The following is a 26272-nucleotide window of genomic DNA, read 5'->3' as shown; positions in this document are numbered from 1 at the left end:
GGACCTTAGACAAGCCTCATCGTTGCAGCTCAGAAGGCACTTTCGCTTTTCCGATCATGCTCCGGACGCGACCCCGGATGAAACACGCAGGCTAGCCGACGCCGGGTTCCTCGCCGTGGCGATGACCACGGCCGCCGCGCTGGTCCCGGCGGACCGGAAGGGGCGAGCGCTCGCCGTACTGCTGTCGGGGACGACGGTGGCCACGGTCGCCGGGGTCCCGGGCGGTTCGGTCCTCGGCGCGCTGTACGGGTGGCGCGCCGCGTTCTGGGCCGTCGCTGTGCTCTGCCTGCCCGCCGCCGTGGGCCTCGTCTGGGGTCTCCCCGCCCGTCCCACGACCGCGCGCGGGCCCCACGCCCCGTCCCTGCGCACGGAGTTCCGGCAGCTGGGCCGTCCGCGGCTGCTCCGTGCGATGCTGCTCGCCGCTCTCGTCAATGCGGCGACCTTCGGCGGCTTCACCTTCCTCGCCCCTGTCGTGACCGGCCCCGCCGGGCTCGGCGCACTGTGGGTGCCGGTCGTGCTGGTGCTGTTCGGCGCCGGGTCCTTCGTCGGCGTCACCGCCGCGGGACGGCTGGCGGACCGCCGCCCCGGTCTGGTCCTCGCCACCGGCGGCCCGCTGCTGCTGGCCGGCTGGCCCACGGCGGCCGTCCTCGCGGACCGACCGGCCGTCCTGCTGCCCCTGGTGTTCCTGCTGGGCGCGCTGTCCTTCGCCGTCGGCGGCACGCTGATCACCGGGGTGCTGTACGAGGCGGCCGGAGCGCCCACCATGGCCGGCGCCTACGCGACCGCCGCCCTCAACCTCGGCGCCACCGCCGGCCCGCTGCTCGCCGCGACCACGCTCGGCTCGGCGGCCGGCGATCTCGGCCCGCTCTACACCGCCGGCCTCCTGGTGGCGACGGCCCTGCCGATCGCCGCCGTCCGGCCGGGAGCCGGTTAGCGGTACCGTGCCGCCGTCCGACCACGGCGGCACGGCGCGGGTCCACGGGGTCGACCGCGGACCGCTCGAAGGAAGCTCGAGGGGCCCGCGACCTCCCGCCCGTGGGCCGCCCGGCCGGGCCGCCGACCGACGATGCCGCCAACCGGCCATTCCCCGGCGGGAATTGTCCGACTGCGGGGCCGTCCCCAGGATGGGTCGCACCGAGACCGGCCGAACACCACAGGAGTCCGCCATGACCACCGGTACGCCCATCGCCACCGGCACATCCATCGCCACCAGCGCCCAGCAACTCGCCGACCGCTACGCCGCGTTGTGGACCGAGCCCGACGCTGTTGCCCGCCGGTCGGCGGTCGAGCGGTTGTGGGCCGTGGGCGGCGTGCACCTCCTGCACCCGCCTGTCGAAGCCCGGGAGGCAGCCGCGCGGGTCGGGTTCGCGGAGCCGGTCCTGGAGGCGCGCGGCTACGAGGAGTTGGAGTTCCGGGTGGCCCGCGCCCACGAGGAGTTCGTGGCGCCCGGCGAGTTCACCTTCCGGGCCCGGCCGGACGCCGTGCGGCTGCGGGACGTCGTCCGCTTCACCTGGGAGATGGTGCCCGTCGGCGGTGGCGAACCGGTCGGCAGCGGGGTGGAGTTCGTCGTCCTGGACACCGACGGCCGGATCACCGCCGACTACCAGTTCCCGGGGCTCTGAGCGGCCGCTCCCGCTATGCCGCGGCCGCTCCCCGCAACGCCTCGGCGGTGGCCGCGTCCGCCGGCAGGAAGGCTTCCAGTTTCAGTTCGGCGAGGGTGACGTCCACGGCGGTGGCGAAGGTGGTGACCGTTGTCATCAGACGCAGCTCGCCGAGCGAGGTGCGCAGCTCGAGCGGGACGGCGAAGCCCAAGTGCTGTTCTCCCACCTCGGTTTCTGGAACGTACGAGCTCAACTCCGCGTGCAGTTCGCCGAGATGCCGGGTGCGTTCGACGATGTGGCGGGCCCAGGCGGCGAAGTTGAGGATGCGCGGGGCGAGGCCGTCCGGGTGCAGGGCGAGCCGGTAGGCGTTGGTGCCGGGGCCGACGAGCCGCGGGTCGGCGCCTGCGGTGATCACGTCCAGGGCGGCGTTGGCGGCCACCACGTCACCTCGGTGGTCCACGACGAGTGCCGGGTACGGGAGGTGGCCGGCCAGGATGTGGCCGATCGCTTCCCGCACCGGTGCCAGCGTCGGCCCGTCCAGCGGTGTCTCCGGGTAGACGGGTGCGTAACCGGCGGCCAGCAGCAGCTCGTTGCGGTCCCGCAGCGACAGGTCGAGCGATTCGGCGAGCCGGACGACCATGCCCCGGCCCGGCACGGAGCGGCCGGACTCGATGAAGCTCAGGTGCCGCTGGGTCGTTCCCGCTCGGGTGGCGAGGTCGAGCTGGCTCAGGCGGCGGCTGGTACGGCGCTCACGCAGCGTTTGGGAGAAGTCCACGGCACCAGCCAACCGCGGGCGGCCGCGGTCCGCCATTCCCCCGGGGGAATTGAGGCCATTCGCCCCGGCCGCCAGCATCGACGCCATGGACATCGGTGTTTTCCTCCCCACCGGCCAGGACCAGTGGGCCGCGCACGGCCCCCGCGACCTGGTCGCATTCGCCTGCCGCAGCGAAGAGTTGGGCTTCTCCTCGCTGTTCGTCAACGACTCCCTGCTGAGCCCGAGGATCGAACCGCTCACCATGCTGGCGGCCGCCGCCGCGGTGACGGAACGCGTCCGGCTGGGCACCGGCGCCCTGCTGCCGGTCCTGCGCCGCCCGGTGCAGGCCGCGCAGACGCTGGCCTCGGTGGACCAGTTGTCCGGCGGCCGGCTGACGGTCGCCGTCGGCGCCGGCTTCCCGGGGCGCTTCGGCCGCCCGCTGCACGAGCTGTCCCAAGTGCCGTGGGAGCGCCGCTTCGCTCGGCTGGACGAGACGGTCGCCCTGTGGCGGGCGCTCTGGGCCGGGGCGAAGGAGTTCCACGGCGAGTTCCACTCCTTCGCCGAACTCCCGTCTGCCACCAGGCCGTTCCACGAGCAGGGGCCGCCCGTCTGGCTCGGCGGCGCGACCCCGGCGGCCCTGGCCCGAACCGGGCGCCACTACGACGGCTGGCTGCCCTATCCGCCCGACCCGGCCGGCTACGCCACCGGGCTCGCCGCCGTCCGGGCGACGGCCCGCCAGGCCGGACGCACACCGGAGGCCGTCAGCCCCGCCCTCTTCGTCAACGTCCGGATCGACCGCGACACGGAAGCCGCCCGCCGGGCCATGGACGCCTACACCCGCTCCAACTACGGCCTGCCGCTGGCCGAGACGGAGCAGATCCAGGCGTTCGCCCTAGGCACGCCGGACGAGGTGGCCGCCAAGCTCACCCGGTACACGTCGGCCGGTGCCCGGCACCTGGTGGCCCGCCTCGGGGCGCTCGAACTGGCGGATCAGCGGGAGCAGTTGGAGAGGCTGGCCGCTCTCACACTCCCCGGGTCGCCGTGATCCTCCCGTCCGCGACGGCGGCCACCAACTCGCGGTGATCCACCTCCGTCCGGTCCGCGTACCGCACCGCGAACTCGGCCACCGCCTCCGCGAAGGTGTCCGCGCTGCCGAGGTAGCCGGCGATGGCGAGGCGGTCGCCGGTGCGGGCGTGGGCGCGGGCGAGGGTGCGGCCGCAGAGGTCGGCGTAGGCGCGCAGGCCGGAGGGCTTCATGTCGCCGACCTCGACCGAGCCCTTCATGTCACGCAGTTGGCGGCCGTAGAAGTGGCGCCCGGCGGGGCCGGTGGTCCAGCCGAGGAAGATGTCGCTGGCGGCCTGCATCAGGTGCTGGCCGGTGACCACCCGGCGGCCGCCGTGGTGAGGGGCGACCTCGGCGTCCACCTTGGCGGGCGGCAGGTGGTCCTCCAGTACCGACCGGCCGGCCTCTTTGAGTTGCAGGAACAACGGGTCGCGGCCGTCCCGGCCCTCCAGCAGGACGATGAAGCAGCGGGTGCCGACGCTGCCGACACCGACCACCTTGGTGGCCGCGTCGACGAAGCGGTAGCGGTCCAGCAGGACACGGCGGCTCTCGGCGAGGGTGCCCCGGTAGTCGCTGAACACCTTGCCGATGCCGCGCAGTTCGGTCTTCTTCAGCGGCTCGATCAGCGGTGGCGCGCTGATGATCCGGCGCCGCCCGTCCCGTTCCTCGGTGAGCTTGCCGAAGGCCTGCAGGCTGGTACGGCGCCGGGCGTGCGCGAATTGGGCCTCGGCGCGCTTGCGCTGCCGGGGCTTGCCCAGCAGCGGCAGCAGCTGCGCGGTGTCCACCCGGGCGTACCAGACGTCGAGTTCGCCCAGGCCCGCCAGGCGTCGCATCGCGGTCGCGTAGCCCTCGACGGCGGTGCGGGCGGCGCGGCGCACGCGCTCCTCGTCCTGGCCGTTGTCGCGGGCCGCGACGGCGACGCTGGCGGCGAGGCGTTTGACGTCCCACTCGAAGGGGCCGGGGTAGGTCTCGTCGAAGTCGTTGACGTCGAAGAGCAGGGCGCGTTCCGGCGAGGCGTACACGCCGAAGTTCACCAGGTGGGCGTCGCCGCAGAGTTGGACGGTGAGACCGGTGTCGGGCACGGCCCCGAGGTCGGCGGCCATCACGGCGGCGGCGCCGCGCAGGTAGCTGAACGGGCTTTCGGCCATCCGCCCGTAGCGGATCGGCAGCAGCCGGGTGACCCGGTCCTCGCCCTGCCGTTCCAGCACGCCGAGCGGGTCGGGCCGGTCCGCAGCCGGGATCCACCGGCCGTGGTCGGAGCGGGAGACGCGGTCGCGGGCGGCCCGGCCGCGGCGGCGGCGTTCGGCGGGAGTGGTCATGCGGCGGCTCCATCCGTCGGTGGGCGCTGCCCGCGACGCCGGGCGGCCGGCGGGTGCCCCTCTCCGCGACGCTAGGACACGAGTGCCGGAGGGCGCAGCGCACGCCCTCCGGCACTCGGCCGTCCGAGTGAAACCGGGCGGTTCACCGCAGGACGGCTCACCGCACCGATCACCCCGCCGCTCACCGGGCCGACTCACCGCACGGTTCACTGCACCGTGAAGTCCGCCATCATCGCCATGTCCTCGTGCTCCAGGTTGTGGCAGTGCAGCATGTACGCCCCCGCGTAGTCGGTGAAGCGCACCAGTAGCTCCACTGCCTCGGCCGGGCGCAGGTCCACGGTGTCCTTCCACCCCGCGTCGTAGGGGCCCGGGTTCGCGCCGTTGCGTCCGATCACCTGGAAGTGGTCCAGATGGACGTGCACGGGGTGGTGCAGGTCGGACGAGAAGCGCCAGCGCTCGATCGTCCCGAGGGCGGGCGTGGCGATGTTCTGGCCTGGGTGGTAGGGCTCGCCGTTGATGGTCCAGCCGTCGCTGCGGCTGCGGCGGAAGGTGAAGTCGCGGGTGGTGACGGCGGCGGAGGCGTCCAGGCCCTCGACGGCGGCGAGCTTGTCGGGCACCGTCGCGTCGTCGTTCACCTGCTTCGAGGAGACGTCGAACCGCATGACCTCGGCCGTCCGACCACTGCCGAAGCGGTTGACCAGGCGCACCAGGGTGCCGGGCGCGTAGCGCGAGAAGTCGACCACGACGTCGAAGCGTTCGGCGGGAGCGATCTCGATGCCGTCGTGGGCGACCGGGGCGGCGAGCAGGCCGCCGTCGGAGCCGATCTGGACCAGGGCGCCGCCGCCGGGGGGCTGCGGGTCGAGTTCGAGCCGGTAGAGGCGGGCGTTGGAGGCGTTGAGCAGGCGCAGCCGGTAGCGGGCGCGGTCGACGTCCAGACGGGGCCACGGCGCGCCGTTGACCAGGATGACGTCGCCGAGCACGCCGTTGGCGTAGCCGGCGGTGACGCCGGGCTCGCCGAGCGCGGGGTCGGTGGAGGGGTACTGAAAGGACCCGTCGGCGGCGAAGGAGCGGTCGGCGATCATCAGTGGCAGGTCGCGCTCGCCGCGCGGCAGCGGCAGGGCGCCCTCCTCGTCGTCCTGGACGAGGTGGAAGCCGGCCAGTCCGCGCCAGACTCCGGGGCCGGTGAAGCCCATCCGGTGGTCGTGGTACCAGAGGGTGGCGGCGCGCTGCCTGCCCGGGTAGGTGTGGCTTCGCTCGCCGACGATGCTGCGGCCCCCCGCGTGGCGCATCCCCGGCATGCCCTGCATACCGGCCATGCCCTGGGCGGCGTCGGCCGACGACCCGACGGGCAGCAGCAGGTCCACCGGGTAGCCGTCGCTGTCCGCCGGGGTGTGCCCGCCGTGCAGGTGGGTGACGGACGGCACCGGCAGCTCGTTGCGGTGCTTGACCACCGCCGCCCGCCCGGAGCGGGTGACCAGGGTCGGCCCGGGGAAGCTGCCCCCGTACGTCCAGGCCTCGGTCTTCACACCGGGGATGATCTCCAGCTTGGCGACCTGCTGGGTGATCTCGTAGTAGTCGCTGGTCCCGTCGGTGCGCACCGGATTCAGCACGGCCGGCACCGGAAGCGGGACCTGGAACGCCTCGGGCAGGTCGAGCCCGCTGCTCAGGAGCTGCCCGGGGCGGCCCTCGGCGAGCAGCCGGGCGGCCGAGGGGACGGCGACGGCGGCCAGCGCGCCCGCGCCGAGGACGGAGGCGCCGATGCCCAGGAACCGGCGACGCTTCACTTGGACACCTCCACTGGCCCGCCGGGGCGCGGCAGCAGTCCGCTGCCGTCCGGGCCCGCATCGGGCTGCCCCGTCCGGGCGGGCAGCGGCAGCCGCCAGGCTTCGACCAGGCCGAACAGGATGCCGCTGACCAGCAGCACGCCGAGGGTGACGTGCACGCCGACGGCCCGGGCGTAGCCGGCCGCGATCTGGCCGATGACCGCGACGTTGAGCAGGAGGGTCGTCCACAGCGGCCACAGCGGGCCGCGCCCGGGCCACCGCACCGCGACGGCGACCACCAGCTGGAGCACCACCACGGTGGCCAGCGTCATCGCGTTGCCCTCGTGGTCCTTCAGGGAGTCGAACGTGCCGTTGAGGAAGCTACTGGCCAGCATGACCTGGAGCAGGGCCAGCAGGGCCAGCGCGGTGGCGGTGGTGCGCAGCAGGATCAGCGGCCAGCGGGCCGCGGGGACGGCAGGGGGACTGCTCATGTCGGGCTACTCTCTGCTTCGGCGGTCGGGCGGGGCGGGCGAGAGCGTAGCTGATCCGACATCACGATCAGTTCCAATAAAGTCCTTTGGGGCTTCCGGTTACCCCATTGCGCCTGCTCGTCCCGCCTTTGTCACCCGGACGAGTGATGCCCTTGAGTGGTTCTCAAGGGCATCCGTCATGAGCTTCTCTCCAGTGCGTCTCATGGGCTTCTCGCCGGGGCGCCTCATGAGGCGGTCTCATGGGGGACGCCATGAGACCGCCTCATGAGGACCTCATGCACTCCTCTCATGGGAGGGCCTCATGAGCTCGTCTCACGGGGCGGCCCCATGAGTCCCGCTCATCGCCCCACCGGCCTACTGCCGCGCCGCTCCAAGCGCCGCCGGACGGGTCCGCAGCAGCGCCCGGACCGGCAGCCCGGTCGCGCCGAGGCAGAGCAGCACGGCCCCTGCCGCTAGTGGCAGGGCGAGCATCGGCGGGACGTACGGGGAAGCGTTGGCGACGCCACGGGTGACCGGCACCAGCGTGATCCAGGCGATCACCGCGCCGACCGCCAGCCCGGTCGCGGCCACCAGCAGAGCCTCCCAGCGCATCATGTCGCGCACCTGGCGCCGGGTGGTGCCGGCCAGTCGCAGCAGCGCGACCTCGCGGCGGCGGTCCAGCACGGTCATCACCAGGGTGTTGGCGGCGCTGACGGCGGCGAACCCGCCGAGCACGCCGGCCATCACGGTGTTGGCCCAGCCGCTGAGCTCCATGTCCTTGTCGGCCTGGGCGACGAACCCGGCCCGGTCGGTCACGCTCGTCCCGGCCTGCGTGCCCAGCCCGGCGGCCACCGCCGTGCGGTCGGCGCCCGGCACGTCGGCGACCAGCACCTGGCTGTCGTACCCGGTGGTGACGTGCTCGGCCAGGGCCGCCCGGGGCAGCACCGCCTGGCCGACGCCGAGCCCGCGTTCGTACACGGCGACCACGGCGGGCCGGACGGCGGTGCCATCGCCGAGGCGCAGCGGGACGCGGTCGCCGACCTTGGCATCCAGGGCGTCGGCCAGGGTGGTGCTCAGGGCGATGGTGTCGGTGGCGCGGCCGAGGTCGGCGAGCGAGCCGCTGCGTACGCCCAGGTCGAGCACCTTGGGCAGCCGGGCCGGGTCGCCGTCGACGCCGAGCGCGGGGGCGGAGCTCAGCCGGCCGCCGCTCTCGAGGACCAGGCCGGTGCGGAGCACGCCGACGGCGGTGTCCACGCCGGGCACCTTGGCCGCCCGCTCGGCGGTCCCGGCGGGCAGGCCGGGGCCGGTGGTGCCGATCACGTGGTCGGCGGTGATGCCGGCCCGGACGTTCTCGCCGGTGGTGTGGCGCAGGGTGCTCTGCAGGATCAGCAGGGTGCCGCAGAAGGCGGTGACCAGGACGATCGGGGTGATCGCGGAGGCCAGCCGGCGGGCGTTGGCGCGGGTGTTGTCGGCGGCCAGCGAGCCGGGCGCGCCGCCGGCCCGCAGCGGGGCGCCGAGCACGGCGGCGGCGATCCGGGCCACCCACGGGCCGAGCAGGGCGACGGCCGTCATGAAGCACATGACCACGCCGAGCGCGGTCTGGGCGGCCTTGGCGCCGTCGAGGGAGGCGGCGAGGGCGGCGACGGCGATGCCGCTGCCGGCGAAGACCAGTCCGAGGAGGGTGCGCACCTTGCCCGGGCGGGGCGCCTCGACGGCGGCCTCGCCGAGTGCCTCGGCGGCGCGCAGCTTGGACGGTCGGCGGGCGGCCAGGAAGCCGGCGGTCAGCGCGGCGAGTGTGCAGGTGAGGACGGCGGCGAGCATCGGCAGTGGGCCGACGTCGAGGCGGATGCCCTCGGGGACGGCGCCGCGTTCGGCCAGCTGGCCGAACCACCAGCGGGCGAGCGCGAGTCCGGGCAGGATGCCGAGCGCCGCGGCGACCGGGGCGATCAGCATCGCCTCGGCGGCGATGGTTCGGCGGATCTGGCGCGGGGTGGCGCCGATGGCGCGCAGCAGGGCGAACTCGCGGGCGCGCTGGCCGGTGGCGAGGGCGACGGTGCTCATCACCACGAAGATCGCGGTCATGGTGGCGTAGCCGCCGAAGGTGCCGCCGAGGGCCATCAGCGTCGTCCGGGCCTCGCCGAGAGCGGGGTGCTCGACGGTGCCCCGGTCGTCTCCCGAGAAGACCTTCGCCTCGCCGCCGACGGCCTGGCGCACCTGTGTGGCGAGCGCGGCGGCGGTCACGCCCGGGCGGGGCTGGACGGCGATGGCGTCGATCCGGCCGGGGTGGCCGGAGAGGCGGTCCGCGGCGGTGTCGGCGAACCAGGCGGTGGGCCCGGCCGTCTGGGCGGCGGCGAGGCCGGAGACCCGGTAGCTCGCGGTGCCACCGGGCGCGGTGAGCGTGAGGTTCACGCCGGGCGCGAGGTGGGCGGCGCGCGCGGTGTCGGCGTCGAGCACGACCTCGTTCGCGCCGGGTGCACGGCCCTCGGTCAGCTTGTCGGCCGGTCCCGCGATGCCGAGGGCGGCGTAGCCGCGGCCGGTCAGGGCCGGGGTGTCGTTCGCGGCGGTATGCGGGAAGGCGGTGAGCGGGAAGGCGGTGTCCGGCCGGGCGACCGCGACCCCAGGCAGGGCGGTCAGCCGGCCTACCAGCGCGGCGTCCGCACGGGCCCGCTCCGGGGTGGCCTGCTCCTGGGTCTCGGTGTCCTCGCCGACCTTCTTCTGGATCTTCACCGTCTGCTCGGCCGCGACCACCACGGGCGCGGAGGCGTACCGGTCGGGTTCGAGGCCGGCGGTCAGGCCGGTCTGCAGCAGCACGCCGCAGGCCGTCACGACGGCGGCGCCGAGCAGCAGGGCGACCAGGGTGCCCACGAAGGAGGCGGGACGGAAGCGCACCGAGGCGCGGGCGAGTCCGTTGGTCATGCCGCCGCTCCCACCGGGCGGGCGGTGAGCGCGACCATCCGGTCGGCGACGGCCTGCGGGCTGGGGTGCGGCAGGTCGTCCACGATCGTGCCGCCGGCCAGGAACAGCACCCGGTCGGCGAAGGAGGCGGCCACCGGGTCGTGGGTCACCATGACGACGGTCGCGCCGAGGGAGTCCACGGCCTGCCGCAGCAGGCCCAGCACCTCGTGTGCGGTGCGGGTGTCCAGCGCGCCGGTGGGCTCGTCGGCGAACAGCACGTCCGGGCGGGTTATCAGCGCGCGGGCGATCGCGACCCGCTGCTGCTGGCCGCCGGAGAGCTGGCCTGGCCGCCGCCGGGCGTGCTGCCCGAGGCCGACCCGTTCCAGCAACTCCCGCGCCCGGGCGCGGTCCTGGCGCTCCCCGGCGAGCCGCTGCGGGAGCAGCACGTTCTGCTCGACGCTCAGCGAGGGCAGCAGGTTGAAGGACTGGAAGACGAAGCCGATCCGGCTGCGGCGCAGCTTGGTGAGCCGGTTCTCGCTCAGCGCGGTGATCTCCTCGCCGCCGAGCCGGATCTCCCCCGCCTCCGGGCGGTCCAGGCCCGCAGCGCACTGCAGGAAGGTCGACTTGCCGGAGCCGGAGGGGCCCATCACGGCGGTGAAGCTCCCGCGGGCGAGCGCCAGGTCGATCCCGCGCAGCGCCTGCACCGCCGCCTCGCCGCGCCCGTAGGTGCGGCGTACGCCGCACAGTTCGATCGCGGGGGCCGCCGACGGTGCGGCGTGCGGGGCACCGTCGTACGCGTCGGTGGCGTACGGGTGGGTCACCCGCTCGTCGGTCCTGCGGCGGTCGTGGCGGCGTGCCATGGAGGGGCCTTCCTTCGGTTCTGCGTCGCTCGTCGTCAACGTGTTCAACGCTAGGAAGTCCGGGCCCCGCGGGCCATGGAGGTCACCGGCGGAACGGGGGTGGGGTTATCCCTACACCGCTTCGGCGGTGGTCCCGAGGTAGGCCGCGCGCAGCTCGGCGAGCACCGGGTGGGCGGGGTCGAGGGTGGTGCCGTCGACGGCCGCCAGCGGCCGGACGCCGATGCCCGCGTTCACCGCGAAGGCGGCTGCGAAGCGGCCCAGCGCGGCGGCGGGCAACGGCTCGCGGGACTGCGGGCCCCGGTACGCCCGGGAGAGCAGGGCCTCGGTGACGCCAGGCAGGCTCGGGCCTTCCGGCCAGACCAGCCTGTCCTCGTCCAGGAAGCCGACGTTCCAGGTCGCGCCCTCGGTCACCCGGCCGTCCGTGTCGATCAGCAGCACGTCGTCGTAGCCGGCGAGTTGGGCCTGCCGCCGGTGGTGGACCAGGCCGAACAGGCCCACGTGCTTCACCGCCGGCAGTTCCCGCCGGTACACCGAGGTGCGCACCCGCAGCGGGGCGGGCTCGGCCGTCGCGGCGGGGCGGGTGGTGACCAGCAGGGCGGGTGCGGCCGGGGCGGCGGGGCGTTCCAGACCGAGGGCCGGGTCGTACACGGTGACCCGGACGATCACCGGTTCGCCGCCGGCGGGCAGCACCGCGCGGATCCGCTCCCGCACCGCCGCCCTGTCCAGCTCGACGGCGAACAGCGTGCGGCAGTCACGGACCAGCCGGTCCAGGTGCAGCGTCAGGCCGCGGACCCGGCCCGCCTCGGCGCGCAGGGTGGTGAAGTGCCCGTAGTTGAGCAGCCCCAGCGCGGCCAGTCGCGCCGGGTCGGCGGGGGCGCCGTCGATCTCGATCTCAGCCATCCCCTGAGTCTGCCAGCTGCGACGACGGGACCGAGGCCTGCGACGGGGCCTGCGTCGCCGCCCGCTCCGGGGCTTGTGCCAGGTCCCGCTCCGGGTACTGCACCGAACCCTGCGTCGGGCTCTGCGGAGCGGGGACCGGCGCCGGGCCGTACGGGGAGGACGCCGGGCGGGGGGCGGCCCGCTCGAACTCCTCGATCCGGTACGCCAGTCCCTCCGGCTCGCCCGCGTCCGACCAGCGCCACGCCTCCGCCCACCACTGCGGGCCGCGCACCAGCGGGAAGCCCGCCAGCGCCAGGTGCAGGGCCAGCGTCGAGCGCGCGTAGTCGTGGACCCAGCCGTCGGCGCCCCGGTAGTCGGCCGTCTCGTCCAGCCGCAGCCAGCGGCCCTCGCGGCCGGCGGTCAGTATCGGCACCCAGCCGCGCAGCCGGTCGGCGACCAGCAGGAGCAGCCGCCCGTCCTCCTCGCGCACCCGGTAGGAAGGGAGTTGGGGCATCCGCGCGAGCGCGAGCGAGCGTTTCCAGCCGACCGCCCACAGCCCTCGGCGCAGGTAGTAGCGGACAGCCGGCTGCCAGGTCCAGTGCGCCTCGAGCCGGAATCCGGGCAGGCCCTCGGCGGTGGCCGCCGCGTACACCTCGTCCAGCGTGGCGGCGGCCAGCCCGCGACCGCGCGCCGCCGGGCTCACATAGAGGGAGGAGACGGCGAGTTGGCCCGGGCCCTTGGTCCAGTTGTCGATCGCGACGGTGCCCACGACGGCGCCGTCGTCGCCCTGGATCCAGTACCTCCGGCGGTACAGCTCCCCGCCGGGCCACTCCCGGCCGCTCTCGCCCAGCCGCTCTCGCCAGCCGCGCTCCGCCGACGGCGCCAGCCCGTCCGGGTCCACCAGCGCGCCCAGCTCGCCCTCCACCAGGGACGCCAAGTCCCAGAGGGCGAACCGCCGTTCGTCCCCCTCGGCGACCGCCCTCAGCCGCGGCCCCGCCGCCAGCCGGTCCTGTGCCCGCTCAACCGCCGCATCCCACGCCCTCACCACGCCGCCACCCTAGCGGTGCCCGAAGACATTCCGTAATTCATTGGACACCGAACGTCAGGTCGGGTACGAATGCGCTGTCCGATCAGCCCGGTTCCCGCCGGCTTGTCCCGGGTGGGCCCGTTCAGGGAAGGAGATCCCCATGCGCGGCATCTTCGTACGCGCCGTCGTCGGGGCGGCGCGTGCCCTATCCGACGGTCTGGCCCGCCTTCGGGGTCTGGTCCGCCGCGCCGGTCGCGGTCCGGGGGCGGGGGCGGGGGCGGGTCAGCGCCACCGCGGCGATCACCAGGACAGCACCGGCCAGGGCGTTCCAGCCGACCGGCTCCGCGAGGAACAGCGCACCGATCGCGGTGGACCACAGCGGCATCACGTAGGCGACGGCCGAGGCCACCCCGGTGCCCGCGGTCCGGACCAGGCCGAGGTTGAGCAGGTACGCCAGGCCGGTGCCGACCACGCCGAACACCAGCAGGGCGACGGCCGGGCCGGCCCCGGGCCAGTGCGGGGCGCCCGCGGCGAACGGCACGATGACGGCCAACTCGGCGGTGGCGCAGCCGATCTGGAGCGCGGAAAGGGTGGTGACCGACTCCGGCCGACCGGACAGGAAACGCCGCAGGTAGGCGAAGCCCGCCCCGTAGCAACAGGCGGCGGCCAGGCAGGTGAGGCCCCCGACGGCCGCACCGGATCCGATGCCGCGCCAGACCCCGAGCACGGTGAGCACGCCGACGAAGCCGAGGGCGAGGCCGGTGAGCCGGCGGGCGCCCGGGCGGCGCTCCTCGGGGACGGTGAGCACCGTGAGCAGCAGGGCGAACAGCGGAGTGGTCGCGTTCATCACCCCGGCGAGCACCGAGCTGGCCCTGGTCTCGCCGAACGGGAACAGGATGAACGGCACGGTGTTGAGCAGCACCGCGACCACCGCCGAGTGCCCCCACAGCGCACGGTCACGCGGGACCTTCTCACCGCGCAGCACCAGGACCGCGCCCAGCGTGGCCGTGCCAAGCAGGCACCGCCACAGCGCCACCCAGACCGGGGGCACCCCCGCGTCGACCGCCACCTTGATCAGGGCGAAGCTCGCACCCCAGATCGCCGACAGTGCCGCAAAACCCGGCAACCAGCGCCGCACCGCAACCACCCCCGCATTCCTCCGGTGTTCCCTGCACCTGGACAGAGGATGGTGCGACGTTCGACCATGAGTCCAACAAGTGGCATTCCGACATGGATGAGGAAGTCTCATGACCCGAGGTCACACGCCCCAGGGCGTCCGATGACCACGGAGGTCAACCTGGCCCAGCTCAGGGCTCTGGTCGCGGTTGCCGACACCGGCGGCTTCGGCGCGGCCGCCGACGAACTGGGTATCAGCCAGTCCGCCGTCTCACACGCCGTGGGCGCGCTGGAGCGGGCCCTCGGCGCACCCGTCCTGATGCGCGGCACCCCCTGCCGGCCGACCCCGCTGGGCGAGCAGGTCCTGCCGCACGCCCGTACGGCCGTCGCCTCCGCCACCGCCGTCCGCCTCATCGCCACCCAGCACACGGGCGGCCTGACCGACACCGTCCGGCTCGCCGCACCGACCACCGTCTGCCAGGCGCTGCTGCCCGGGCTGCTGCGGGACTGGAAGGCCGCGTACCCGGAGGTCACCGTCCGGGTCTTCGAGGGTGAGGACGCCGAGCTGACCGCCTGGCTGGAGGCCGGCACGGTGGACGCCGCCGTCCTGGTGGACGCCGGGCCGCTCCAGCCCGGGGCGGTCGCGCTCGGTGCCGACTCGATGCACGCGCTGCTGCGCCGCGACCACCCCCTCGCCGGTCAGGAGACCATCCACGTCACCGAGTTGGAGGACGACGACTTCCTGCTCTCCGAGGGCGGCTGCGAGCGCCACATCCGCGAGGCCTACCGGCGGGCCGGCACCCGCTTCGCACCCCGGCACCGGATCCGCGACCTCAACACGCTGATCGGCATGGTGCACGCGGGCGTCGGAGTCTCGGTGATGCCCGCGCTGGCACTGACCATGCTCCCGGCCGACTGCGTGCTGGTCCCGATCCGGCCCGCCGTCCACCGGACGCTGACGCTCACCGGACCGGCGAGCCGGCCGTGGTCCCCGGTGGTCAGCGGGCTGCTCGCAGGAGTGGGGGCGATGACGAAGGGCAAGGCTCTGGCCGGGTCGCCGGCCTGAGTGGAGTTTTTCGGCTCTGCGGGCAGGGTTAATGGAACTTCCCGTCGATACGGGCGGCAGCAGCTGGTCGGCACGGGCGTACGGCCGGAGGGTGACGGCATTCCGGCCGTACACCCGAGGGAGGACCCGTTGTCCGCACACCCGCTGCCCCCGCCGTCCGCACGCCCGACAACCGAGCAGCCGACAACCGAGCAGCCGACGCCCGTGAACCCGCGCCGCTGGTGGGCGCTCTGCGCGCTGCTCACCGCGGAGGCGATGAACCTGCTGGACGCGACGATCGTGCAGGTCGCCGCGCCGCGCATGCGTGCCGACCTCGGCGGGCCGGCGGCGGCCGTGCCCTGGCTCACCACCGCGTACACCCTGCCGTTCGCCGTACTGCTGCTCACCGGCGGGCGGCTCGGCGACCGGGCCGGACGGCGGCGGGTGTTCCGGATCGGGGTCGCGGGCTTCCTGCTCGCCTCGCTGGCCTGCGCCTGCGCGCCCACGCTCGGCGCGCTGCTCGCCTTCCGGGCCGTCCAGGGCGCGGCCGCGGCCGTGATCGTCCCGCAGACCATCGGCCTGATCAAGGTCATGTTCCGCGGCCCGGAGACGGCCCGGGCCCTCGGCACGATCGGGCCGGTGATGGGGCTGGCGGCCGTCGCCGGCCCGGTGCTCGGCGGGGTGCTCACCCACGCCGACCTGTTCGGCTCCTCCTGGCGCGCGGTCTTCCTGGTCAACCTCCCGCTCTCGCTCGCCGTCCTCGCCCTCGCCCCGCTGCTCGCCGAGGACCGCGCCCCGCGCCGCCCCGGCCTCGACCCGGCAGGCAGCGCGCTCGCGGCGCTCGCCACCGGGCTGGTCGTGCTGCCGCTGCTGGCCACCGGAAGCACCCCGCCGGTGTGGACGGCTGCCGGAGCGGTCGCCGCGGTGGTCTTCGCCGTCCACCAGCGGCGCGGGGCCCGGCGCGGCACCGACACCCTGGTCGAGCCGAGCCTGTTCACCTCCGTACGGTTCCCGGCCGCGATGGTCGTCCTCTCGCTCGCCTTCGCGGCCACCACCGGGCTCACCCTGGTCGTCGTGCTGCAGCTCCAACTCGGCAGTGGAGCCGACGCGTTGGCCTCAGGCCTGACCCTGCTGCCGATGTCGGCCGGGCTTGCGGTCGGCTCCCTGTGGGCGCGCGCCTCCCTGGTCCGGCGGTACGGGGCGCGGGTGATGCCCGTCGGGCTGGCCGTGATGGCGGTCGGGGTGGTGTCCGCCGTCGGCGCCTACCGCACGGGCCAGCGGCCGGAGGCGCTGCCCTACGCGCTCGCCCTGGTCGGGCTCGGGCAGGGGCTGTTCACGCCAGCCTTCTTCACCACCGCCCTGAAGCCGCTGCGGCCGCAGGAGACCGGCTCGGCGGCAGGCCTTCTCAACGCCGTGCAGCAGCTCGGCTCCACACTCGGCGTCGCCGTGCTCGGACGGATCTACCTGGCCGCCCCGGACACCGCCGGGGCGCAGCGCGCCTGCTGGCTGGCGGTGGGGGTGCTGGCGGCCGCCGCCGTGGCGGTCCGGCTGATGAGCAACTCTCATGGCACTCGCACCGCCAGCCACACGGCAGAATCGGACGGTGTGTCCGACCACCGGGAACCCACACATGCTCGATGACCTCGACCGCGCGCTCGTCCACGCCCTGCGCGTCGACGGGCGCGCCCCGTTCAACCGGATCGCCGCTGTCCTCGACGTCTCCCCGCAGACCGTGGCACGCCGCTACCGGCGGCTGCGCGCCGAGGCCGGGCTGCGGGTGGTCGGGCTCGCCGACCCGCACCGGGCCGGACGGTCCCAGTGGCTGCTGCGCCTCACCGCCGGGCCGCACACCGCCCAGAACCTCGCCCAGGCGCTGGTCCGGCGCGCCGACACCGCCTGGGTGAAACTCACCTCCGGCGGCACCGAGATCACCGCCATCGTCGACACCGGTCCCGGCCCCGACGGCCACAGCCTCCTCCTGCGCGACATCCCCCGCACCGCCACCGTCACCGGTGTCTCCGCCCACTGCCTGCTGCACACCTATCGGGGCGGCCCGTCCGCCTGGCCAGTCAGCACCGAGGCACTCAGCGAGGAACAGCAGGACCGGCTCCGCCCGGTCGCCGTGAGCCCTCCGTCCGGCGGCCTCGACGAGGCCGACCACGCCCTGCTCGGCGCGCTGCACCGTGACGGCCGCACGCCCCTCGGCGACCTCGCAGCCGCGACCGGCCGCACCCCGGCCACCGTCGCCCGCCGGCTCGCCGAGCTCCGGGCGGACGGCACGGTCTTCCTCGACGTGGAACTCGACGCCCGGCTCCTGGGCGCGGACATGCAGGCACTGCTCTGGCTGAGCGTCGCGCCCGCCCACCTCGACCACGTCGGCCGCGCCCTCGCGACGCACCGCGAACTCGCCTTCGTCGCCGCCACCACCGGCCCCAGCAACCTCACCGCCCTCGCCCTGTGCACAGACCCGGCCGACCTCCACCGGTACGTGACACAGCAGTTGGGCGCGGTCAAGGAGATCACCGCCCTGGAGTCCTCCCCCGTCCTGCGCACCCTCAAGGCCGCCGGCCCGGTCCCGGCACCGCCGGGGCACGGACGCCCCTGACCGCGCCGCGACCGAGTGGGTGGCCCCACCCTCACACCGGCGGGTGGAACAGTCGACACCCTCCCGGCCGCGGGCGAGCGCCCGCCGGGACCGAAGCCGGACGTTCTCGCCGACCTCCCGGACGCCGCCCCCCAAGGCGACGCCCGCCACGGGACGGGATCTCGCCAGACGCCGCCCCACCTCCCGGGCAAGCGCCCGAACCACCCCGGACCCCGAACCACCCCGGACCCCGAGCCATCCCGGGCCCCAGGCCACCCCGGACCCCGAGCCATCCCGGGCCCCAGGCCACCCCGGACCGTACGACCGGCCGCTCAGCCCCGCAGCCGGACGCCGTCGAGCACCACGCCCACGACACTCCGCGCCGGGACGGCGCCCCACGTCCGGGAGTCCGTGCTGAACTCCGGGTTGTCGCCCAGCAGCACCACGTGCCCGCCCGGCACCGTCCCGCCCGCCACGACCGGGCGGACGGACTGCGGGACCGGGTCACCGGGCAGCGCCGCCAGGCGCTTCACCAGCAGACGGTCCGGCTGCCGCCGGGCCGGGCCACCGCCGGGCGCGGCGAGCCCGTCCGGGGAGACCACCACGATCCGCCCCGCACGCAGCCGGGCCAGGCCTCGGCGCAGCACCAGGACGCGCTGGCCGGGCCGCAGGGCCGGGCTCATGCTCGGCCCTGACACCACGACCACCGACAGCGCCACCCGCAACAGGACGACGAGGGTCATCACCGCCGCCAGCACCGCACCGCCGACCACCGACCACAGCCCCACCGGCACACCTCCTCCGCTCAACGGGCCGACCGGCCCGACATCCCGGCCCGCCGCAACACCGCAACACCGCGACGGCCGACGGCCGTTCCCGTCCCCACCTGCCGGCCACTGCCCCGCACCTTCCGGTCGCTGCCCCGCACCTCCCGGCAACTGCCTCGCACCTTCCGGTCACTGCCCCGCGCGACCCGACACCACCGCGTCCTGGTAGCCGGAGGCCTGCAGGGTGAACAGCTCCGCGTAGCGCCCGCCGAGGGCCATCAGCGCGTCGTGGGTGCCTTCTTCGACCACCTGGCCGGCGCCGAGGACGACGATCCGGTCGGCGTCGCGGACCGCGCTGAGCCGGTGGGAGATGACCAGGCTTGTGGCGCCCCGGCGCAACTCCCGCACGTTCTCGTGGAGTTCCTGTTCGGCTTCCGCGTCGAGGCCCGCACTGGGTTCGTCCAGGATCATCAGGTCGGCGTCGCCGCGCATGAACGCCCGGGCCACGGCGAGGCGTTGCCACTCCCCGCCGGACAGGGAGTGGCCCCAGCCCGCCTCCGTCACGCCTTCGGGCAGGAAGATCCGGCTGAGCAGGGCCCCGTACCCGCCGTCCAGCCGCTGCACCCGTTCGTGGATGCCGGCCGCACGGGCCGCGTCGGCGACGCGGGCCCGGTCGTCAAGGTGGGCGAGGCGGCCGAGGCCGATGTTCTCGCCGGCGGTCAGGTCGTAGCGGCAGTAGTCCTGGAAGACCACGCCGATCCGCTGCCGGTACTCCTCGGGCGGGAACTCCCGGATGTCGACGCCGCCCCAGAGCACCCGGCCGCGGTCCGGGTCGTAGAGCCGGCAGAGCAGCTTGACGAGGGTGCTCTTGCCCGCGCCGTTGAGTCCGACCAGGGCGGTGACGGAGCCGGCCCGCAGGGTGAGGTCGACGCCGCGCAGGATCCACGGCGCGTCGGACGGGGGCACCGGCGGCCGCGTGTCAGCCGGCCGGTTCGGTCAGCAAACCGGGGCGGGTCAGCAGCCGCCGACCATGACGTAGGTGACACAGGACGGCTTGACCGCACAGTTCCAGGAGCAGCACTCCGTGACGTACAGGTTTTCGCCGCTGCAGTGGGTGGTGGTGCCGGCCGGGCAGGCGCAGTAAGCGTCCGCGACATTCGTGTTGCGGCCGCCGGAAACCACGCGGTCGACCAGGTTGAGAACCGCCTGAACCATTGTGTTCCTCCGCTCGGGAAGGTGGATTGGAGAGGCTGTGCATTTACCCACGAGATCTCGCGGGTCGAAAAGCCAACTGACCGTTCGAGAGCTTGTCTAGACCAACTTCGAAAGCCGCCAACGCGCGGTGATCCGGAATCGAAGGCTCCTGTCCCCTGGCGTTCAGACTCGCGCTCCACCAGGTCTTGACCCATCCCACGAGACAGGTCTATACCAGTGGGAGCCTGCGGCAACCACCCCACGCCCCTGGGCCGTTCGGCCTGCCGCCGCGCCACCCCCACCTCCGGCGCGAACGGGCGCCTCCCCCCACCGCCGTTTCCTGGAAGGCCTCCGATGGAACGTGCTATTCCCCCACACCCCGTCAGCCAGGAACACTCCACCGGCTCGCACCACTCCGCCGGCTCGGAACACTCCACGGACTCGCAACACTCCGCCGGTCACCGGCGCCGCTCCCGCCGGGCCGCCCTCGCCGTGACCGGCGTGCTCGGCCTGGTCGCCGGGGGCGTCGCCGCACTGGCCGGCACCGGCTCCGCCTCCGCGGACACCGCCACCACCACCGCGACCGGCCTGGGCAGCAACTGGTACGCCTCCGCGCCGTACCTGATGCCCGAGGACAACAGCCCGCCGGACGCGGCCGCCGTCATGGACGCCACCGGTCAGAAGGCCTTCCAGCTGGCGTTCATCCTGGCCCAGGGCAACAGCTGCTCCCCCGCCTGGGGCGGCACCTCCTCGATCGACACCGACAGCACCATGCCGAACGTCATCCAGACCATCCGCGGCAAGGGCGGGGACGTCTCGGTGTCGGTCGGCGGGTACGGCGGCACCAAGCTGGGCCAGGTCTGCGGCACGCCGGAAGCGACTGCCGCCGGTTACCAGAAGGTGATCACCAAGTACCAGCTCAAGGCGATCGACTTCGACCTGGAGGAGCCCGAGTACGAGAACACCGCGGCCATCCACAACGAGATCGGCGCCGCGCGGATCCTCCAGCAGAACAACCCGGGCCTGTACATCTCGATTACCACCGCCGGCACCAACGCCGGCACCGGCTGGTTCGGCACCCAGATGCTCAACGAGGCCAAGTCCCAGGGCTTCACGCCGAACAACTACTCGATCATGCCGTTCGACGGCGGCTTCAACGGCGCGGCGGCGCAGACCGACGCGCTGGTGAAGTTCAACCAGATCCTGCAGAGCACCTTCGGCTGGAACGAGGCCACCGCGTACGCCCACGAGGGCGTGTCGATGATGAACGGCCGTACCGACGCCGCCGAGTACTTCCGCCAGGCCGACTTCCAGACCGTACTGGACTTCGCCACCGCGCACGGCCTGGCCCGGTACACCTACTGGTCGGTCAACCGCGACCGGCAGTGCCAGGGCCCGGTGGACCCGGGGCTGTCCGGCTCCTGCTCCAGTGTGGCGCAGAACGACTGGGACTTCACCAGGTACACGGTGAAGTTCGCCGGGGCGACCCCGCCCACCACTCCACCCACCACCCCGCCGACGACTCCCCCGACCACGCCGCCGTCCGGCCCGGGCACCCCCGGCACCTGCACCGCCCCGGCGTGGAGCGCGAGCACCACGTACAACGGCGGCGCCAAGGTCTCGTACAACGGCCACAACTACCACGCCAAGTGGTGGACGCTGAACGAAGTGCCGAGCGCCAGCGGCCAGTGGGGCGTCTGGGCCGACGACGGCCCCTGCTGACCGAACCGCGCACACCGACAGGACCGGCCGAACCCCGCGCACACCGACAGGACCGGCCGAACCCCGCGCTCACCGACAGGACCGCCCGAGCCGCGCTCACCGGCCGAACCCCGCGCACGACCGTACGACGGAACCGCACGCGCGAGAGGTCCCGGGGTACACAACCCCGGGGCCCCTCGCCTCAGTTCGACGCTCGCGCCAGGCGGCCCTCCGGCGTCACTGCGGCGCCGCGAACCGCTCCCGCAGCTCCACCAGCACGTCCACCGCCTCCGGCATCCCGGCTGCCTCGCAGCGCGCGATGCCGGCGGTCAGCCGGGCCACCGCCGCCCCGGTGCGGCCGAGGTCACTGCCCTCGATCAGCGCGGCCAGCCGGACGGACTCCGCCCGAGGCGCCTCGGCCCGCTCGCCGCCCTGCTCGTACAGCGCGATGGCCCGCTCGACCTCCGCCAGCGCCTCCTCGTACCGCTCGGCGACGGCCAGGCAGCGCGCCCGCTCGTAGTGCGAACCACCGCGCAGGTACCAGGCGTTGTACTCCTGGCCGTGCTGCTCGGCGGTCGCGCCGACCGCGTCCGCCTCGGCCAGCAGGGCCAGCGCGGCGGCCAGCCCGTCCGCGCCATGCGCGCGCATCGTGGTCCGCGCCAACTCCCTCAGGGTGCCCGCCATTTGGTCGACCTGCGGGGCCCTGCCATGAGCCTCGCGGGCCCGCGCGAGCGCCGCCTCGGCCGCGTCCCAGCGGTCCGCCTGGGCGAGCGCCAGGGTGGCCTCGCAGGCGACCATGGTGTGGGTCTCCTGGTCCTCCCAGTCGGCCACCAGGTCGGCCAGCCGCAGGTACTCCTCGGCGGCGTCCCGGTACTCCTCCAGTTCGGCCAGGCCTCGGGCAAGGTCCAGCCGGGTCTGGGCGAGCATCCGGACGTCCAGCCGAGCCGCCGACGCGTCGAGCAGCACCGACTCCAGGACGGCGACCGCGTCCGCCACCCGACCGGTGTCACGCAGCACGTCGGCCAGCTGCAGCCGCACCTGGGCGGCTTCCTCGACGGCCTCCGGGCCCTTGCGGTCGTAGCGCGCGGCCGCCTCCGACAGCGCCCGGACCGCGCCACCGAGGTCACCCGTCTGCAGGCAGGAGTGGCCGAGCATCATGTACGTCGGCGCGTACGGGTAGGAGTCGTCGCCCCAGCGCACCGCCTCGGCCAGCGCCCGGTGGAACACCTCGCCGGCCTGGGCCGGTTCGCGACTCTGCAGCAGCACCTGGCCGAGCAGGCCGAGCACCCGCGGGGTTTGCCAGGGCAGCTCGGCCGCGTCCAACTGGGCCAGCGTCTTGCGCAGTTCGGCGATCGCCTCGGCCGACCGGCCCTGCCGGGCGGCGACATCGGCGGTGTACTGCCGGGAGGTGGCGGCCCGACGGGCGGAGCCCAGCTCGACGGCGGTTCGGTGGTAGCCACCGACCGCCGCCTCGAAGCGCGCGAAGGGCTCGGCGGAGGGCTCGGCGAAGGGCTCGGCGGAGGGCTCGGCGGAGGGCTCGGACATCGCCTCGACCAGGTCGTGGTGGGCCGCGTAGGCGCGGGTCTGCAGCACGATCAGGTAGTCGTCGTCGGTCAGCTCACCGGTCGCCCTCAGCTCCTCGGCCCGGGCCAGCGCCGCGTCGAGCGCCGTCCAGTCGGCCGCCCTGCCCTTGCCGCTGTCAGAACCCTCGCCACCACCGGAACCCTCACCACCCTCGGCGCCCCGACCACCGGCGCGCTCACCATCCTCACCGCCCTCGCGACCACCGGAACCCTCACCACCACCGGCGCCCTCGCCACTGGAGTCCTCGTCGAGGTCGACGATCAGTGTCCGGGTGCGCACCATCAGCGCCGCCCCGGGCATCCCCGCCGCCTCGAACAACTCGGCGGCGGCCAGCAGCCCGGCCTTGCCCTCGGCGTGCTCGTCGCGCTGCAGCGCGTCGTGGGCGCGCTGCTCGGCGAGTTCGGCGCGCAGCCGCTCGGGGCTGCCGACCTCCGTGCCCTCGGGGTGGACGAAGTCCGGGGCCGCGACGCGCTCGGCGATCCGCTTCCAGAGCCGGTCGGAGTCCGGGTGCCCGAGCACATCCAGCTCTCGGGCCCGGACCACCAGGGCGGTGAAGTCCTCCGGCTCGGCCTCGACCGCCCGGCGCGGCGCGGGCGCGAGGGCCGGGGCTGCGGCGGACAGCTCGGGCCCGACGGCGGCGCGCACGCCCAGGGCCAGCGGCTCGGTGAGCAGCGGTTCGACGGCCAGCCGGGCACGCCGCGCGGCGCTGACCGCGTCGGTGCCGTTGCGCGCGTCGAAGCGGGCGGCCAGCGCGTCCGCCTCGGTGCGCAGGTGGGCGAGCAGGGTGTCCACGGTCCAGGCGGTGCCGGCCGGGCCGCTGACGGCGAGCTCGCCGTGGCCGGCCCGGGCCAGGGCGGCGATCAGGACCTCGACGCCGGTCAGGAAGTCCAGTCGGGCGGCGGCCTCGCCGGTGACCGTGAACAGGTCGCGGTTCTCGGCGAGCAGTTCCAGGCCGCGCGGCTCGTTGCCGGACAGTGCGCAGAACTCGATGTGCCGGGCGACGGAGCCCAGCATCGACGACTTGCCGCGCGCGAAGCGGTAGCCGGTCAGGTGTCCGGAGCGGGCCTCGTCCAGCCGGCCCTGGCGCAGCAGCGGCAGCAGGGCGACCGACAGGCTGAGGTAGGGCTCCAGCTCGCAGGTGCTGTGCCCGCTCAGCACCGGGGCCAGTACCTCCAGGGCCCGGGCGTCGTCGCCGAGGTCGAGGAAGTGCCGGGCGCGGGACCGGGTCTCGCAGGCGTGGCAGTCGCTCATCTCGGAGCGCGGGCGGGCCGCCCACAGCTCGTAGGCCTCCTGGACGCCGACGCCGGTGAGGTCGGCCAGGTGGTAGCGCTCGGCGTAGTACGGCTGGAGGCCGAAGCCGGCCGCGCGGTAGCGGTCGCGCAGTTCGGTGAGCCAGCGGTCGACGGCCGTCAGCGGTACGTCCGGGTTGTCCCGGAGCGCGCCGGCCACCCACTTGAAGCGCCAGAACACCTGGTGGCGGGCCCACTCGCCGAAGCCGTCCGGGTCCTTGTCCCAGAGCCCCAGCACGCGGGCGAACACGACCGGGGTCTTGTTGCGCTCGCCGTCGTACTCGTAGGCCTCCATCAGCTCGAGCAGAGCCATCGAGCGGACCTTGGTGTCGTCGAACTGCTCGGCGGCGTCGACGAGTTCCTCGGCGGTGACGGTCCGGGTACGGCCGTACGGGCGGGAGTCGTTCTCGTGCAGCGCGGCCATCACCGCCTCGGGGGTGTCCAGCATCACGCCTCCTTCGAACCGTGGTGATCCGGGCCGCCGGCCTCGTGGCCGAGCATGGCATGGTCGAGCAGGCTGATGAACGAGCGGTTGAGCAGGGCGGACTCGCTGGCCTTGAGCGGGCGGCGGGTCATCAGCACGGCCTGCCCGTACAGCGCCTCGACGGCGGTGACGGCCAGCTCGCGGTTGGTCACCGTCGCGGCGCGGCGCACCAGCGGGTTGAGGTGGTTGAGCACCAGCTGGGCGCGGGGCACCTCGGCGCGCAGCGAGCCGAGGATGTCGGCCCACAACCCGTCGGCCTCGTCGGCGAGTTGGGCGCGGGTGCGCTCGTGCCGGGCCTCCCGGTTGTCGAGCAGCAGGGCGGGCGCGTTGGTCGGGTGGAAACTGCGCAGGGCGACATCGCAGTCGAACCGGCCGACCACCTCGCGGGCGATCGCGAGGAAGACGCCCGCGGCCAGCTCGGCGGCCGGGTCGACGGTGTCCAGGTGCGCGGTGACGGTGCCCGGGTCGAGGTCGGAGACCGAGACGCCGGGGCGGATCTCGGGCAGCCGGTGGACCAGGTCGCGGTCGTAGGTGTAGCCGCCGTTGACGACGCCGAGGCCGGCCGCGCCGGCGATCGGGGCGACCTGGCGGAACTCCTCGACCGTGCGGGTCACCAGCACCACCGGGTGGCTGCGGGCGAACTCGTCCAGGGTGACGTTGCCGTCGGTGGTTTCGAACGGCAGCCAGGGCAGCATCATCCGCAGCAACTCGTCGTCGTAGCGCGCGAGTTCCTTGACCGCCAGGTGGTGGACGGACAGGAAGCGGTGCAGCAGCGCCGGGTCGCTCGCGGACAGGCCGGTCAGCCAGTCACGGATCCGGGCGCCGAGCGCGTCGCGGACGGCGGCCAGTGTCTCGTCGGCGTACAGGCCCTCGCGGGAGGCGGTGGGGCGCAGGCCGTCGGTGTCGACGACGCATCGGAGGAAGAACGCCCAGTCCGGCAGCAGTTCGTCGGCCTGGTCGGAGAGCAGCATGCCCTTGAGGTGCACCCGGTGGCCGTTGCGGCGCGAGGGCGGGGCGGCGTCCGGCAGCACGTACGCGACGCCGCGCAGGCCGACCAGCGGCAGGTCCAGCTCGATGGTGTCGAGCGGGGTGAAGTCGAAGGTGGCGCGGCAGTACTCGCCGAGCGCGTCGCGCTTGGCCAGCGGGGAGGCGTACCGCTCGGCCCACGGCGGGGTGCGGTTGACCCGGTGCTCGGTGCCGCCCGCGTCGATCACGGTGACGTCGTGGCGCAGCAGGCTGCCGAAGTCCCGGGCGAGGGTGAGCACCCGGCCGGGGCGGGTCCACTCGGCGGCGTCGGCGCGCGGGGCCAGGGTGACGGTGGTGCCCGGCTCGGGCTTGGCCTCGGCGGGCAGGGTGCGGATGGTGTAGCTGCCGTCGGAGCTGCCGCGCCACTCGATCACCGGGGCGTCCGGGGTGGCGGCGGAGCGGGTGACGACGGTGATCTCGTCGGCGACCACGAAGCAGGCGAGCAGGCCGATGCCGAACTGGCCGATGAAGTCGCCGCGGGCCTTGGCCAGGCCGGCGCCGTCGAAGAGGCCGTCGGCGTCGCGCTTGGAGCTGCGGCCGATGGTGGCGAGGAAGGTGTGGACGTCCTTCTCGGTCAGGCCGACGCCGGTGTCGGTCACGGACAGCTCGTCGTCGGCGCGGACGGTGATCCGGGCCGGCGCCTCGGGGTCGAGGGCGCGGCGGGCGGAGATCGCGTCCACCGCGTTCTGCAGCAGCTCGCGCAGGTAGACCCGCGGGCTGGAGTAGAGGTGGTGGGAGAGCAGGTCCACCAGGCCGCGCAGGTCCACCTGGAAGGTGTGCGCACTCGTCGGGTTGTCGGTAGGGGACACCGGAGGCTCTTTCGATCGCGGGTGGGGTGGGTGACGTTCAGGG

Annotated in this window: 20 protein-coding genes and 1 pseudogene; 7 read left to right on the top strand and 14 right to left on the bottom strand. The window is 74.3% G+C overall.

Features of this window, described 5'->3' with window-relative positions:
• Positions 1-91: 91 nt before the first annotated feature.
• Positions 92-934, top strand: a pseudogene (locus ACZ52R_RS32820) (MFS transporter); the annotation flags it as partial.
• Between the two features lie 232 nt (positions 935-1166).
• A complete protein-coding gene (locus ACZ52R_RS32815; RefSeq protein ID WP_465622044.1) occupies positions 1167-1622 on the top strand; it encodes a hypothetical protein in 456 nt (151 codons plus the stop codon).
• 13 nt (positions 1623-1635) lie between these two features.
• Here ACZ52R_RS32815 and ACZ52R_RS32810 read toward each other — a convergent pair whose 3' ends face one another.
• A complete protein-coding gene (locus ACZ52R_RS32810) occupies positions 1636-2376 on the bottom strand; it encodes a helix-turn-helix domain-containing protein (RefSeq protein ID WP_465662070.1) in 741 nt (246 codons plus the stop codon).
• Positions 2377-2461: 85 nt separating this feature from the next.
• Between ACZ52R_RS32810 and ACZ52R_RS32805 the strand changes: the two genes are divergently transcribed.
• Positions 2462-3400: an LLM class flavin-dependent oxidoreductase gene (locus ACZ52R_RS32805; protein WP_465754662.1), complete on the top strand. Its 939-nt coding sequence runs from the start codon at positions 2462-2464 to the stop codon at positions 3398-3400.
• On the opposite strand, the gene ACZ52R_RS32800 is transcribed toward ACZ52R_RS32805, so the two are convergent.
• From ACZ52R_RS32800 to ACZ52R_RS32765, 8 genes are all read right to left on the bottom strand, one after another.
• The gene (locus ACZ52R_RS32800; RefSeq protein WP_465622049.1) at positions 3378-4736 is read right to left on the bottom strand and encodes a DUF2252 domain-containing protein; all 1359 of its coding nucleotides are present in this window, start codon (positions 4734-4736) and stop codon (positions 3378-3380) included. The two genes, ACZ52R_RS32805 and ACZ52R_RS32800, sit on opposite strands and share 23 nt — an antisense overlap.
• A gap of 206 nt (positions 4737-4942) precedes the next feature.
• Positions 4943-6520 carry a multicopper oxidase family protein gene (locus ACZ52R_RS32795; protein ID WP_465622051.1) on the bottom strand — a complete coding sequence of 526 codons (1578 nt, stop codon included), beginning with the start codon at positions 6518-6520 and terminating at the stop codon, positions 4943-4945.
• Positions 6517-6990, bottom strand: coding sequence for a hypothetical protein (locus tag ACZ52R_RS32790; RefSeq protein WP_360490536.1), 474 nt, complete (start codon positions 6988-6990; stop codon positions 6517-6519). Before ACZ52R_RS32790 ends, ACZ52R_RS32795 begins: the two co-directional genes overlap by 4 nt.
• 354 nt (positions 6991-7344) lie before the next feature.
• Positions 7345-9885, bottom strand: coding sequence for an FtsX-like permease family protein (locus tag ACZ52R_RS32785; protein ID WP_465754661.1), 2541 nt, complete (start codon positions 9883-9885; stop codon positions 7345-7347).
• A complete protein-coding gene (locus ACZ52R_RS32780) occupies positions 9882-10724 on the bottom strand; it encodes an ABC transporter ATP-binding protein (protein WP_465754660.1) in 843 nt (280 codons plus the stop codon). Before ACZ52R_RS32780 ends, ACZ52R_RS32785 begins: the two co-directional genes overlap by 4 nt.
• Before the next feature lie 111 nt (positions 10725-10835).
• Entirely contained in the window at positions 10836-11624 is a 789-nt protein-coding gene (locus ACZ52R_RS32775; RefSeq protein ID WP_465754659.1) for an aminotransferase class IV, read from the bottom strand.
• On the bottom strand, positions 11617-12651 hold the full coding sequence (locus ACZ52R_RS32770) for a GNAT family N-acetyltransferase (RefSeq protein WP_465754658.1): 1035 nt from the start codon (positions 12649-12651) through the stop codon (positions 11617-11619). The genes ACZ52R_RS32775 and ACZ52R_RS32770 overlap by 8 nt, the downstream gene beginning before the upstream one ends.
• A 184-nt stretch (positions 12652-12835) precedes the next feature.
• Entirely contained in the window at positions 12836-13777 is a 942-nt protein-coding gene (locus ACZ52R_RS32765; protein WP_465754657.1) for a DMT family transporter, read from the bottom strand.
• 132 nt (positions 13778-13909) lie between these two features.
• Here ACZ52R_RS32765 and ACZ52R_RS32760 point away from each other — a divergent pair, with 132 nt between their 5' ends.
• The 3 genes from ACZ52R_RS32760 to ACZ52R_RS32750 all read left to right on the top strand — a co-directional run bounded on the left by ACZ52R_RS32760 (position 13910) and on the right by ACZ52R_RS32750 (position 17396).
• A complete protein-coding gene (locus ACZ52R_RS32760) occupies positions 13910-14812 on the top strand; it encodes a LysR family transcriptional regulator (protein ID WP_465754656.1) in 903 nt (300 codons plus the stop codon).
• A 129-nt stretch (positions 14813-14941) separates the two neighbouring features.
• Positions 14942-16432, top strand: a complete 1491-nt coding sequence (locus ACZ52R_RS32755) for an MFS transporter (protein WP_465754655.1) — start codon at positions 14942-14944, stop codon at positions 16430-16432.
• Positions 16422-17396 carry an Lrp/AsnC family transcriptional regulator gene (locus tag ACZ52R_RS32750; protein ID WP_465622067.1) on the top strand — a complete coding sequence of 325 codons (975 nt, stop codon included), beginning with the start codon at positions 16422-16424 and terminating at the stop codon, positions 17394-17396. The genes ACZ52R_RS32755 and ACZ52R_RS32750 overlap by 11 nt, the downstream gene beginning before the upstream one ends.
• 311 nt (positions 17397-17707) lie before the next feature.
• On the opposite strand, the gene ACZ52R_RS32745 is transcribed toward ACZ52R_RS32750, so the two are convergent.
• From ACZ52R_RS32745 to ACZ52R_RS32735, 3 genes are all read right to left on the bottom strand, one after another.
• On the bottom strand, positions 17708-18163 hold the full coding sequence (locus tag ACZ52R_RS32745; RefSeq protein WP_465622069.1) for a S26 family signal peptidase: 456 nt from the start codon (positions 18161-18163) through the stop codon (positions 17708-17710).
• 168 nt (positions 18164-18331) lie between these two features.
• Positions 18332-19108, bottom strand: a complete 777-nt coding sequence (locus ACZ52R_RS32740) for an ABC transporter ATP-binding protein (RefSeq protein ID WP_465622071.1) — start codon at positions 19106-19108, stop codon at positions 18332-18334.
• 48 nt (positions 19109-19156) lie between these two features.
• Positions 19157-19357 (bottom strand): hypothetical protein, encoded by a 201-nt coding sequence (locus tag ACZ52R_RS32735; protein WP_465622072.1) that lies wholly within the window; start codon positions 19355-19357, stop codon positions 19157-19159.
• A 333-nt stretch (positions 19358-19690) separates the two neighbouring features.
• Between ACZ52R_RS32735 and ACZ52R_RS32730 the strand changes: the two genes are divergently transcribed.
• The gene (locus ACZ52R_RS32730; RefSeq protein WP_465622074.1) at positions 19691-21058 is read left to right on the top strand and encodes a carbohydrate-binding protein; all 1368 of its coding nucleotides are present in this window, start codon (positions 19691-19693) and stop codon (positions 21056-21058) included.
• Positions 21059-21274: 216 nt separating this feature from the next.
• Here the strand turns inward: ACZ52R_RS32730 and ACZ52R_RS32725 are convergent, their stop codons facing one another.
• Positions 21275-24358 (bottom strand): hypothetical protein, encoded by a 3084-nt coding sequence (locus tag ACZ52R_RS32725; protein ID WP_465622076.1) that lies wholly within the window; start codon positions 24356-24358, stop codon positions 21275-21277.
• A complete protein-coding gene (locus ACZ52R_RS32720) occupies positions 24358-26229 on the bottom strand; it encodes an HSP90 family protein (RefSeq protein ID WP_465754654.1) in 1872 nt (623 codons plus the stop codon). Before ACZ52R_RS32720 ends, ACZ52R_RS32725 begins: the two co-directional genes overlap by 1 nt.
• Positions 26230-26272: the final 43 nt, after the last annotated feature.

The organism is Kitasatospora sp. NPDC034023, assembly GCF_055575795.1.
This window is presented reverse-complemented; position numbering and strand designations above follow the sequence as displayed.

Excerpts from the sequence above, each read along its gene's own strand:
- ACZ52R_RS32780 (WP_465754660.1), bottom strand. The coding sequence starts at position 10,724 with ATGGCACGCCGCCACGACCGCCGCAGGACCGACGAGCGGGTGACCCAC.
- ACZ52R_RS32805 (WP_465754662.1), top strand. The coding sequence starts at position 2,462 with ATGGACATCGGTGTTTTCCTCCCCACCGGCCAGGACCAGTGGGCCGCG.
- ACZ52R_RS32790 (WP_360490536.1), bottom strand. The coding sequence starts at position 6,990 with ATGAGCAGTCCCCCTGCCGTCCCCGCGGCCCGCTGGCCGCTGATCCTG.
- ACZ52R_RS32730 (WP_465622074.1), top strand. The coding sequence starts at position 19,691 with ATGGAACGTGCTATTCCCCCACACCCCGTCAGCCAGGAACACTCCACC.
- ACZ52R_RS32760 (WP_465754656.1), top strand. The coding sequence starts at position 13,910 with ATGACCACGGAGGTCAACCTGGCCCAGCTCAGGGCTCTGGTCGCGGTT.
- ACZ52R_RS32785 (WP_465754661.1), bottom strand. The coding sequence starts at position 9,885 with ATGACCAACGGACTCGCCCGCGCCTCGGTGCGCTTCCGTCCCGCCTCC.
- ACZ52R_RS32735 (WP_465622072.1), bottom strand. The coding sequence starts at position 19,357 with ATGGTTCAGGCGGTTCTCAACCTGGTCGACCGCGTGGTTTCCGGCGGC.
- ACZ52R_RS32775 (WP_465754659.1), bottom strand. The coding sequence starts at position 11,624 with ATGGCTGAGATCGAGATCGACGGCGCCCCCGCCGACCCGGCGCGACTG.
- ACZ52R_RS32815 (WP_465622044.1), top strand. The coding sequence starts at position 1,167 with ATGACCACCGGTACGCCCATCGCCACCGGCACATCCATCGCCACCAGC.
- ACZ52R_RS32750 (WP_465622067.1), top strand. The coding sequence starts at position 16,422 with ATGCTCGATGACCTCGACCGCGCGCTCGTCCACGCCCTGCGCGTCGAC.
- ACZ52R_RS32800 (WP_465622049.1), bottom strand. The coding sequence starts at position 4,736 with ATGACCACTCCCGCCGAACGCCGCCGCCGCGGCCGGGCCGCCCGCGAC.
- ACZ52R_RS32725 (WP_465622076.1), bottom strand. The coding sequence starts at position 24,358 with ATGCTGGACACCCCCGAGGCGGTGATGGCCGCGCTGCACGAGAACGAC.